The organism is Mycobacterium sp. TH-M11 (assembly GCF_057473725.1).
The window spans coordinates 1-10,176 of the sequence record NZ_JBYCLD010000497.1; the positions used below are offsets into that span (position 1 = coordinate 1).

Annotated in this window: 12 protein-coding genes and 1 pseudogene; 6 read left to right on the forward strand and 7 right to left on the reverse strand. The window is 64.2% G+C overall.

Features of this window, described 5'->3' with window-relative positions; translation table 11 throughout:
- The 5 genes and pseudogenes from AC2VOG_RS19030 to AC2VOG_RS19050 all read left to right on the forward strand — a co-directional run.
- Positions 1-112: pseudogene (locus AC2VOG_RS19030) on the forward strand (4-hydroxy-2-oxovalerate aldolase); the annotation flags it as partial.
- A gap of 52 nt (positions 113-164) precedes the next feature.
- Positions 165-446 carry a hypothetical protein gene (locus AC2VOG_RS19035; protein ID WP_486941386.1) on the forward strand — a complete coding sequence of 94 codons (282 nt, stop codon included), beginning with the start codon at positions 165-167 and terminating at the stop codon, positions 444-446.
- 105 nt (positions 447-551) lie between these two features.
- Complete coding sequence (locus tag AC2VOG_RS19040) at positions 552-1,679, forward strand: hypothetical protein (protein ID WP_486941387.1); 1,128 nt, start codon at positions 552-554, stop codon at positions 1,677-1,679.
- A 13-nt stretch (positions 1,680-1,692) separates the two neighbouring features.
- Positions 1,693-2,475 (forward strand): SDR family oxidoreductase, encoded by a 783-nt coding sequence (locus tag AC2VOG_RS19045; protein WP_486941388.1) that lies wholly within the window; start codon positions 1,693-1,695, stop codon positions 2,473-2,475.
- A 58-nt stretch (positions 2,476-2,533) separates the two neighbouring features.
- Positions 2,534-3,679, forward strand: a complete 1,146-nt coding sequence (locus AC2VOG_RS19050; protein ID WP_486941389.1) for a sulfotransferase family protein — start codon at positions 2,534-2,536, stop codon at positions 3,677-3,679.
- Between the two features lie 116 nt (positions 3,680-3,795).
- Here AC2VOG_RS19050 and AC2VOG_RS19055 read toward each other — a convergent pair whose 3' ends face one another.
- Together AC2VOG_RS19055 and AC2VOG_RS19060 are read right to left on the reverse strand one after the other, a co-directional pair.
- Positions 3,796-4,263: a hypothetical protein gene (locus AC2VOG_RS19055; RefSeq protein ID WP_486941390.1), complete on the reverse strand. Its 468-nt coding sequence runs from the start codon at positions 4,261-4,263 to the stop codon at positions 3,796-3,798.
- On the reverse strand, positions 4,260-5,420 hold the full coding sequence (locus AC2VOG_RS19060) for a 3-ketosteroid-9-alpha-monooxygenase, oxygenase component (protein WP_486941391.1): 1,161 nt from the start codon (positions 5,418-5,420) through the stop codon (positions 4,260-4,262). The genes AC2VOG_RS19055 and AC2VOG_RS19060 overlap by 4 nt, the downstream gene beginning before the upstream one ends.
- Before the next feature lie 113 nt (positions 5,421-5,533).
- On the opposite strand from AC2VOG_RS19060, the gene AC2VOG_RS19065 reads away from it, so the two are divergent.
- The gene (locus AC2VOG_RS19065; RefSeq protein ID WP_486941392.1) at positions 5,534-6,058 is read left to right on the forward strand and encodes a gamma carbonic anhydrase family protein; all 525 of its coding nucleotides are present in this window, start codon (positions 5,534-5,536) and stop codon (positions 6,056-6,058) included.
- Here AC2VOG_RS19065 and AC2VOG_RS19070 read toward each other — a convergent pair.
- The 5 genes from AC2VOG_RS19070 to AC2VOG_RS19090 all read right to left on the reverse strand — a co-directional run.
- Positions 6,055-6,462 carry a nuclear transport factor 2 family protein gene (locus tag AC2VOG_RS19070; protein ID WP_486941393.1) on the reverse strand — a complete coding sequence of 136 codons (408 nt, stop codon included), beginning with the start codon at positions 6,460-6,462 and terminating at the stop codon, positions 6,055-6,057. The genes AC2VOG_RS19065 and AC2VOG_RS19070 overlap by 4 nt on opposite strands.
- Positions 6,459-7,337 carry a TIGR03619 family F420-dependent LLM class oxidoreductase gene (locus AC2VOG_RS19075; RefSeq protein WP_486941394.1) on the reverse strand — a complete coding sequence of 293 codons (879 nt, stop codon included), beginning with the start codon at positions 7,335-7,337 and terminating at the stop codon, positions 6,459-6,461. The genes AC2VOG_RS19070 and AC2VOG_RS19075 overlap by 4 nt, the downstream gene beginning before the upstream one ends.
- Positions 7,334-8,503, reverse strand: a complete 1,170-nt coding sequence (locus AC2VOG_RS19080; RefSeq protein WP_486941395.1) for a thiolase domain-containing protein — start codon at positions 8,501-8,503, stop codon at positions 7,334-7,336. The genes AC2VOG_RS19075 and AC2VOG_RS19080 overlap by 4 nt, the downstream gene beginning before the upstream one ends.
- A gap of 4 nt (positions 8,504-8,507) precedes the next feature.
- Positions 8,508-9,569: a thiolase domain-containing protein gene (locus tag AC2VOG_RS19085; protein ID WP_486941396.1), complete on the reverse strand. Its 1,062-nt coding sequence runs from the start codon at positions 9,567-9,569 to the stop codon at positions 8,508-8,510.
- A gap of 10 nt (positions 9,570-9,579) precedes the next feature.
- Positions 9,580-10,176: Zn-ribbon domain-containing OB-fold protein (locus AC2VOG_RS19090; RefSeq protein ID WP_486941397.1), on the reverse strand; the 597-nt coding region annotated here is incomplete at its 5' end.

Sequence of the window (10,176 nt, forward strand, 5' to 3'; positions counted from 1 at the left end):
GGCCCACCAACTGCTACACCGGGCCGGGCAGCGCAAGCTGATCGGCGGTCAGGAAGACCAGCTCATCGACATCGCCCTGGAGATCAAACGCGAACAAGCCGCCGGCGGCTAACCTTTGGCTGACACATAGCCCGCGCATAGCCACCGCGGGTAGCCTTGATCACATGAGCACGACATCCAAGACACTGCGCGGCCTGCTCGCCGGGGGGCTGCTGGCGGTGAGCGCTGCGACCCTGATCGCGCTGCCGGTGGCGAACGCCCAATGCAATGGCCAGACAGTGGGTAATTCCATCAACTCCTACCTGGAGCGGCATCCCGACCTTCACCAGCAACTGATCGACAAGTCGGAGGCTGAGGGCAGTGGTGGCAACGTCATGGACTACCTGAACCGGCATCCGGACGTGCGGCAGCATCTGATCGACCTGTCGGCGCAGTGCGCCCCGTAGGGGATCACTGTCGCGTCGCCGCTGCACTTCGCGTTCACGGCTGGGGGTCGCACGCGGAGATGTTCGCCCATTGACGAAAACTAGAACACGTTCTAGCGTCGAGGCGTGTTCTCTGAGCCGCTAGTCGCCGCCATCGCCGAGGCCGAAGAATTGGTCGCCGGCGCGCCCCATATCGAGACCGAAGCCGACCTGCTCGAGGGGCTGCAGTACCTGGCCGGCTGTATCGCCGGGTGCACGCACATGGTGTTCGACTACGACCGCGACCATCCCGTGCTTCTGTCGGGCACCGGGCCGTACACCAAGATGGGCCTGGACAACCCGGACACGCTGTACTTCGGCTGCCGGGTGCAGCCCGATCGCGACTACCTCGTCAAGGGTGTTCGCGGGACCACCACAGATCTGAGTTTCCAGCTGCTCGGCGGCGAATACACCGACGGTAATGTGCCCGCCAGCCAGGCGGCCTTCGATGACCGCGAACTCGATATCGCCGCGGACGGCAGCTTCCAATGGCGGGTACGGCCCACCAGTCCCGGCCAGTTGGTGATCCGCGAGGTTTACGGCGACTGGGCTGCGCAGCGGGGGACGCTGTCCATCTCGCGGTCCGACACGGTCGGCACTGCTCCGCCGCCACTGAGCCGCGCGACAATCGAAAAGCGTTACAGCGCAGCCGGAAAGCAGTTGGTCAACCGGATCAAGACGTGGCTGCAGTTTCCGCAGTGGTTCTACCTGGACATCCCGGTCAACACGATGGTTGCGCCGCGCCTGACGCCCGGTGGTCTGGCAACGCAGTACTCTTCGGTCGGTCACTTCGAACTGCAGCCCGACGAGGCTCTGGTCATCGCGCTGCCGGTGACCGACGCGCCCTACCTCGGTTTCCAGCTGGGTAGCCTGTGGTACATCTCGCTGGACTACATCAACCACCAGACGTCGCTGAACAACGCTCAGGCGCAAGCGGATCCGGACGGTAAGGTCCGCATCGTCGTCGCCGACCAGAACCCCGGCGTCACCAACTGGGTCGAAACGCTGGGCCACCGCCGCGGCTTTCTGCAGTTCCGCTGGCAGCGGGTGTCGCGTCCGCTCACCGAGGCCGACGGTCCCTCCGTCGAGCTCGTCAAGATCGACAAGCTCCCGGCCGTCTTACCGCATTACGAGCACAACAGGATTTCTGAGGAAGACTGGCATACACGAATCGCGTTGCGCCAAGAGCAAATCGCAGCAAGGATGCTGGGTTGAAAAGGGTCAAGCCATGACGGGAATGCTCGACAAGAAAGTCATCGTGATCAGTGGTGTGGGCCCGGGGCTCGGTACCACGCTGGCCCACCGATGTGCGCAAGAAGGCGCCGAACTGGTCCTTGCGGCACGCACGGTCGAGCGCCTGGAGGAACTCGCCAAGCAGCTCGGCGACGCCGGGCACAAGGCTCTGGCGGTGCGCGCGGACATCACCGAAGACGACGACGTGGCCGCTCTGGTGGAATCCGCCGCGTCGAACTTCGGCAAGGTCGACGTTCTGATCAACAACGCCTTCCGAGTGCCGTCGATGAAACCGTTGGCCGCAACCAGCTTTCAGCACATCCGCGATGCGATCGAGCTGAGCGCCCTGGGTGCGTTGCGCCTCATCCAAGCCTTCACGCCGGCGCTGGAGGAAGCATGCGGTTCGATCGTCAACGTCAACTCCATGGTGCTGCGGCACTCGCAGGCGAAATACGGGGCCTACAAGATGGCCAAGTCCGCGCTGCTGTCGATGTCGCAGTCGCTGGCCACCGAGCTCGGCGAGAAGGGTATCCGCGTCAATTCTGTTGCACCCGGCTATATCTGGGGTGAGACGCTGCAAGCCTATTTCGAGCATCAGGCCGGTAAGTATGGCACCACCGCCGAGCAGATCTACCAGGCCACCGCCGCCAACTCCGACCTCAAGCGCTTGCCCACCGAAGAGGAGGTGGCGTCGGCCATCCTTTTCATGGCCAGCGACTTGTCCAGTGGGATCAGCGGTCAGACGTTGGACGTCAACTGCGGCGAGTACCACAACTAGATATGACTGCTGCCGCCGGTGACGATGCAGAGCGAAGCGATGAGGAGGAGGCGGCGTAATGGGTGAACGCACCGACATTGCCACTGTCGACGAATTGCATGCCTCGGCCACCAAGCTCACCGGGCTCGACGACTTCGGCGCCGACGACGACAACTACCGCGAAGCGCTCGGCGTGCTGCTCGACTCGTACCGTCAAGAAGCCGGTCTGACGGTGTTGGGCAGCAAGATGAATCGCTTCTTCCTGCGCGGTGCACTAGTGGCCAGGCTGCTGTCGGAGTCGGCGTGGAAGCAGTATCCGCAGCACGCCGACGTGGCGATCAATCGGCCTATCTTCGTCACCGGGCTGGTGCGCACCGGCACCACGGCATTGCACCGACTGCTCGGCGCCGACCCGGCACACCAGGGTCTGCACATGTGGCTGGCGGAGTTTCCGCAGCCGCGCCCGCCGCGCGACACCTGGGAATCGCACCCGCTGTATCGCCAACTCGACGACCAGTTCACCCAGCACCACCAGGACAACCCGGGCTACACCGGCCTGCACTTCATGGCCGCCTACGAGCTCGAGGAATGCTGGCAGCTGCTGCGCCAGTCACTGCATTCGGTGTCCTACGAGACGCTGGCACACCTTCCCGGTTACTCAAAGTGGTTGTCGCAGCGGGACTGGACGCCCGCCTACCGCCGGCATCGCAAGAATCTTCAGCTGATCGGGCTCAACGATGTCGAGAAGCGCTGGGTTCTGAAAAACCCAAGCCACCTGTTCGCGCTCGACGCGTTGATGGAGACCTACCCCGACGCCCTGGTGATTCAGACGCATCGGCCGGTCGAGACGATCATGGCGTCGATGTGTTCACTGGCCCAGCACACCACCGACGGTTGGTCGACAACGTTTGTCGGCGCGCAAATCGGTTCGGACGCGATGGAAACCTGGTCACGTGGCCTGGAGCAGTTCAACACCGCGCGGGCCAAGTACAACCCGGCCCAGTTCTACGACGTCGACTATCGAGAATTGATCGCTGACCCGATCGGCACGGTCGCCGACATTTACCAGAAATTCGACATCCCGCTCACTGACGAGGCGCGGCAGGCGATGGAGGACAGCCACGCCGAAAGTCAAACCGGTGCAAGGGCTCCCAAGCACAAGTACGAGCTGGCCGACTACGGGCTGACCGCCGAGGCGGTCAAGGAACGCTTCGCCGGACTGTGACCGATTTGCCCGGCTCCTCGGCTGTTCGCTGCGCGAACCGCATCGTCGCCGGGCTGTGATCGTTTTGCCCGGCTCCTCGGCTGTTCGCTGCGCGAACCGCATCGTCGCCGGGCGATCTAGCCGTCGCCAGGCGGCGTAGCCGTGGATACCGCTTCCAGGCACCCTTCGGCGACGGCATGCTCGATGCTATCGGCAAGCTTCGGGCAGGCCCGCGACCGCGCGCTGGGTTGGCCGTTGGCACGGACCTCGGCGAAGTAGGCGCATCGTTGCAGGGCTTCGCTATTCCATTGCACCGCAGTGTGTCCGGGGCCCAGACGCTTGACGTTGACCGTGCCGTGACAGAACCGGCAGTCCACCGGCTGTAAGCCTGCGGTCAGGTAGCGGGTCTGGTCGGCTTGGGTCGCCGCCCGCATCGCCGCCGCGCGATCCGGGTCGTCGGCGAAATCCGGTGCCTTAGACCAAGATCCACCGCTCGTACCGTTGCCGGCCGGGGCAGGCTCGTCATGGCTTTCGTGATCGCCATGGAGCATCAGCATCGAACGAGCGAGCCGATCGACGTCAGGCGGCTGGTCCGACGAGCTCATGTAGCGGGCTGCTCGGCCTTCGTTTCGGGTGCTGAAGCCCGCTTCTTCAGGTTCTCGTCGACCTCCACATGCCACTTCTCGTTGGCGATGGTGGTGTCTACCTCGATCTCGAAGCGGTCCGTCATGTCCGGCGTCACGTCTGCGACGTCAACGTAGAACTGCTGATACCAGCGTCGCATCTGGTACACCGCACCGTCCTCTTCGACCAGCAGCGGATTGTCGATGCGGGTCTTGTGCTTCCATATCTCGACGTCCTGCAGAAACCCTTTGCTGACGCCCTCGGTGAATACCTTGGCCAGCTTGTTGGTCATCTTTTCGTCCATGCCCTTGGGCTTTTCGACGATGACACCCCACATCAGCACGAACGAGTTCTGCGTGACGGGGTAGTGACAGTTGATCAGAATGGACTCGGCCTTGTAGTCGCCGTAGGCATTGTGCAGCCAGTTGATCATGAACGACGGGCCGAAGTAGGACGCCTCCGAATCCAGATGCGCCTCGCCGTAGGAGGTGCCCAGGTCGTTGACGTCGGGCCGCCCGACATTGTGCAGGTACTGCGAGGCGATGTGGCCCTCGAAGACGTTCTTGAAGTACGTCGGGAGACCGAAATGGATGTAGAAAAAGTGCGCCATGTCGGTGACGTTGTCGATGATGTCGCGGCAGTTCGACCCCTCGATCAGGATCGAGTTCCACCGCCATTCGGTCCACTCGTCACTGGCCGCCTCCGGAATCTCCGGGATCTGCACCTCGGGCGGTGGTGGATTGCCCTCGACGTCATGCCAGACGAACAGCAAGCCACCGCGCATGTCGGTCGTCCAGGACCGGGTGCGGGCCAACCGCGGAGTGCGCTTGGCGTAGGGCACCAGCTTGCATTTGCCGTCGCCGCCCCAACGCCAGTCGTGGAACGGGCAGGCGATTTCGTCGCCCTTGACGGTGCCCTGTGCCAGGTTGCCGCCCATGTGCCGGCAGTAGCCGTCGAGGACGTGCACGTCGCCATGGGAGTCGGCGAACACGACGAGGTGGGTGCCGAATGCCTCGATCCCATGCGGCTCGCCATCCAGGTAGTCCTTGACCGGGCCCAGGCAGTGCCAGCCGCGGGCATAGCGGTCGGGCAGGGTGCCGGCGTCGATCTCGCGAACTTCGGCGGTTTCGGTAGCCATCAGGCCTCCAGGGTTATCGGACTTCTAACTAGAACACGTTACAGTTTTTTCCCCGGATCGCGCAATGACGGCGACAGCACCACCGGTGACTCCGCCTGCGGTATATGTGGACGATGCCGCTGTTCTCCTTTGAAGGCCGATCTCCGCGCGTCGATCCCACCGCCTTCGTCGCCCCGACCGCCACCCTGATCGGCGACGTTACTGTCGAGGCGGGAGCATCGGTGTGGTTCAACACCGTGCTGCGCGCCGACTACGGGCCGGTGATCGTGCGTGAGGGTGCGAACGTGCAGGACGGCTCAGTGCTCCATTCACCGCCGGGCGTTCCCGTCGACATCGGCCCCGGCGCGACCGTCGCGCACATGTGCGTCATTCACGGCGCCCACATCGGCGCCGAGGCGCTGATCGCCAACCACGCCACCGTGCTCGACGGCGCGGTGATCGGCGAGCGCAGCTTGGTCGCGGCGGGAGCGCTGGTGACCGGCGGTACGAAGATCCCGGCCGAGGTCCTGGTTGTCGGATCACCGGCCATCATCAGGGGGCCGATTGCCGGCACCGGGGCCGAGATGTGGGTGAAGGTGAACCCGAAGGCCTACCAAGAACTCGCTCAGCGCTATCTGACTGGACTGGAAGCGATTTAAACCTTGCGCGCGCTCGCGGTGGCCTGGTCGACTTCCCAGTAGGCGCGTAGCGCCAGCAGATTGCCGTCGTCGTCGGCCTGGTAGGTGAACACCCCTTCGGCGGTGACCTGGTATCCGGCCGCGGTGATCAGGATGTGGCCGACGTTGGCTTCCTCGTTGCCGCACTGATAGGTCTTGTCGAAGACGAACTCGATCTTGTCCGTCGGCGCGATCGCCTTGTCCCAGAACGCCGAGATGGCGTCGCGGCCGCGATGTCCCTTGCCTTCGGGGTCGAAATGCGATGGGCCGATAGGGTCTTCTACGATCGCATCGTCGGCGAAGACCGCGAGCCAGGCGTCTTTGTCTCTGGCCGCCACGGCGTCGCGGGAGCGCTTACCGGCCAGGTGAGCGGGCGACCCACTCACTTCTGCCAGCCCGAATGGATATAGGTGTCGGCAAACCGCTTCAACGAGTCCTTCTTCTTGTCCAGCGGCGCATCGGTCCCGAGGCCGTCCAGGATCCACGGGATTGTGATGTAGTCGGTGACCCCGATTTCGGCGAGCTCGCGATGACCGTCCACGCCGAACTTGTCGATGCATACCGCCTGGATCTCGAAAGGCAAGTCTGCACGGTCGTTTTCGGCGCGCAGCTTGTCCAGCTTGCCGATGGTTTCGGCGAGCTGGGCGTGCGTCATCATTGCGCTGGTCCATCCGTCGCCGACCCGTGCCGCGCGGCGTAGCGCCACGTCGGTGTGGCCGCCCACGTAGAACGGCACCGGTTGTGTGGGCGCCGGGCTCATCTGCAAGCGGTCGAAATCATAGAATTCGCCGTGGAATTCGACCATCACACCGGCCAGCACCAGCTTGATGACCTCAATCATTTCGTCGACGCGCTTGCCGCGCTTGGCGTAGGGAACGCCGCACCATTCGAACTCTTCTGGAGCCCAACCGATCCCGACGCCGAATCCGAAGCGGTTGTTGGTCAGGTTGGCCACTGAACCCACCTGGCGGGCCAATAGCAGCGGGTTGCGCGAACCCAGCTTCAGCACGTTCGTATAGAACCGCAGCTTCGAGGTGACGGCGCCCATCGCACCCGCCAAGATCAGCGGATCGACCCAGGGTGACTCCTCGTCAAACATCCGCTTACCATCGGCGGTGTAGGGGTAATCGACCGACTGCTTCTCGAAATAAAAGATCGAGTCCGGCAGGGCGATCGAATCGAACCCGACTTCCTCCGCGGTCTTGGCCAGTTCGGTCAGCTGGTCGATCTGGCCGAACGCGATACTGCAGGTGTACTTCACTTCTTGTCCGCTCCAACCACCCACATCGAGTAATACTGCGAGCCGCCGCCGTACGCGTGGCCCAGTGCCTTGCGCGCGTTAGGAACTTGGTGATCGCCCGCCTTGCCCATCACCTGAATGGCTGCTTCGGCGAACCGGATCAGACCGGATGCTCCGATCGGGTTCGACGACAGCACCCCGCCGGACATGTTCAGCGGGATCCGGCCGCCGATCGCGGTCTCGCCCGCCTCTGTGAGCTTCCAGCCTTCGCCCTCAGCCGCAAATCCCAGGTTCTCCAACCACATCGGCTCGAACCAGGAGAACGGCACATAGATCTCGGCGCAGTCGATCTCGTCGATCGGACTGGTGATGCCCGCGGCCTTCCATAGTGCCTTGGCGGCGTCGCGGCCGGCTTGCGGGTTGACCTGGTCGCGGCCGGAATACGCCAGTGGTTCGGTGCGCAACGCGGTGGCGTGAATCCAGGCCACCGGGTGACCGTCGGCGACGCGCTGGTCGGCGACCTCTTCGCTGCCGATCACCACCGCACACGCGCCGTCGGACGACGGGCACGTCTCGTCGAAACGAATGGGATCCCAAAGCATCTGGGACGACATCACCTTGTCCAGCGTGATGTCCGGCTGATGCAGGTGCGCCAACGGGTTCTTGGCGCCGTTGAGCCGGTCCTTGACCGCCACCATGGCGCCGATGTGCGTCGGCGCGCCGGAGCGGCGGATGTAGGAACGGACGTGTGGAGCGAAGTAGCCACCAGCGCCGGCGCCCACCGGCTTGGTGAACGGCACCGGAATGCTCAACGCCCACATGGCATTGGACTCGGACTGCTTCTCCCACGCCATCGCCAGCACCCGCCGGTATTTGCCCGACTGCACCAGGCTGGCGGCCACCACACCGGTCGACCCGCCGACCGAGCCCGCGGTGTGCACCCGGATCAGCGGCTTGCCGGTCGCGCCGACGGCGTCGGCCATGAACAGCTCCGGCATCATCACGCCCTCGAAGAAGTCGGGCGCCTTGCCGACCACCACCGCGTCGATATCGTGCATCGTCGACCCGGAGTCGGCCAATGCCTTGTCGATGGCCTCCCGAACCAGGCCGTTCATCGAAACGTCCTGGCGTTTGGCGACGTATTTCGTCTGGCCGGTGCCGAGCACCGCAGCGAGCTGGCCTGCCATAGGACTATTTCCCTTCCAGAACGGCGACGAGATTCTGTTGCAACACCGGGCCACCGGTCGCGTGCGCGAGCACCCGGCCGGCTGAGCCGTTGAAAATGTGTTGTGCCGCAAAGCCGATGCGTTCCAAGCCCGCGGAGAACATCGGGTTGGCGGCCAGTGCACCGCCCGACGGGTTGACCTTCGTCGACGACGGCAGGCCGATCGCCTCGGTCAAGATGAGCTGCTGGTGCGTGAACGGCGCATAGATCTCGGCGATCTCAATAGAGCCGGCGTCACCGCCCGTCGCGGCTTTGGCCGACGCCGCCGTCGACGGTGAAGTGGTCAAGTCGCGCGCGCCGAGGACCGGAGTCTCGATGCGGTGCTCGATCCCGGTGATCCACGCCGGATTCTCGCGCAGCTCGCGAGCCTTGTCACCGGCGGCAAGCACGATCGCCGACGCGCCGTCGGTGATCGGCGCAATGTCATGTCGCCGCAGCGGATCCGCGAAGTACGGCCGATCCAATAGCTCTTCGATAGTCTGGGCCGCCGGCTCCGAGTCGGTGCGCTCGGCGGCCGCGAAAGAGTCCAGCGCCACTTGCGCCATCTGCTCGGCGGTCCATGTGCCGGCGTCGAGACCCAACCGGGCTTGCAGTCCGGCCATCGACACCGCATCCGGCCACAGCGGCGCGACCGTGTACGGATCGGTCTGCAGCGCAAGGACTCTGCGCAGCGTACCTGCCGACGACTTGCCGAACCCGTAGACCAGCGCGGTGTCGACCTCGCCGGTCAGCAGCTTGATGTAGGCCTCGTACAGCGCCCATGCCGCGTCCATCTCGACGTGCGACTCGTTGATCGGCGGCACGGCGCCGATCGAGTCGATCGCGGAGATGAACGAGAATGCCCGTCCGGCAAGGTAATCCGAGGAGCCGGAGCACCAGAAGCCGATGTCGGTCTGCGTGAGGCCGGTTTCTTGGTAGAGCGACTGAAAACACGGCATCAGCATTTCGACGCCGTTGGTGGTGCCGTCGGTGCGTCGCACATGCGGGGCATGGGCGAATCCGACGACAGCTACATCGCGAAAAGTCACTTTGGCGCCTTTACAGGTGGTGTTTGTAGGTGTCGTAGTCGGCGTCGGGTTCGCCGGTGGGCTTGAAATATTCGATGTTGTCGATGCCCAGTCCCCATTCGTCGCGGGGCTTCCACACCGCCTCCACCCGCATGCCCATTCGCACCTCGGTCGCGTCGATCTCCTGAATCAGGTGCAGGAACGCGATATCCGCGCCGTCGAGCAGCACGTAGGCCGCGACGTACGGCGGCTTGATGCGCTGACCGGCAAACGGGATGTTGATGATCGCGAACGTCGTCACCGTGCCCTTGTCCGGCAACTCGATGAAGTTGTCGAGTTCCAGGCCGGTGGCCGGATCGGCTTCTTTGGGCGGGAAGTACACCTTCCCGCTGTCGCCGGTGCGTCCGCCGAGCAACTTGCCCTCTTCCAGTGCCCGCAGGAACGCTGTCTCGGGAAGTGAAGCGGTGTGCTGGATTTCGATGGTGCTCGGTGTCACCTGGACCGTCACCGGCTCACGGTCGTCGGTCTTGTCGGACACCGGCTCGGCCTCGTCACCCAGCGCGAAGTAGGCGATGTCGGTGATCGCACCGACCGGATCGTCGACCCAGTGCGCGTGCACCCGCGCGCC

Excerpts from the sequence above, each read along its gene's own strand:
- AC2VOG_RS19035 (WP_486941386.1), top strand. The coding sequence starts at position 165 with ATGAGCACGACATCCAAGACACTGCGCGGCCTGCTCGCCGGGGGGCTG.
- AC2VOG_RS19045 (WP_486941388.1), top strand. The coding sequence starts at position 1,693 with ATGACGGGAATGCTCGACAAGAAAGTCATCGTGATCAGTGGTGTGGGC.
- AC2VOG_RS19050 (WP_486941389.1), top strand. The coding sequence starts at position 2,534 with ATGGGTGAACGCACCGACATTGCCACTGTCGACGAATTGCATGCCTCG.
- AC2VOG_RS19055 (WP_486941390.1), bottom strand. The coding sequence starts at position 4,263 with ATGAGCTCGTCGGACCAGCCGCCTGACGTCGATCGGCTCGCTCGTTCG.
- AC2VOG_RS19060 (WP_486941391.1), bottom strand. The coding sequence starts at position 5,420 with ATGGCTACCGAAACCGCCGAAGTTCGCGAGATCGACGCCGGCACCCTG.
- AC2VOG_RS19065 (WP_486941392.1), top strand. The coding sequence starts at position 5,534 with ATGCCGCTGTTCTCCTTTGAAGGCCGATCTCCGCGCGTCGATCCCACC.
- AC2VOG_RS19080 (WP_486941395.1), bottom strand. The coding sequence starts at position 8,503 with ATGGCAGGCCAGCTCGCTGCGGTGCTCGGCACCGGCCAGACGAAATAC.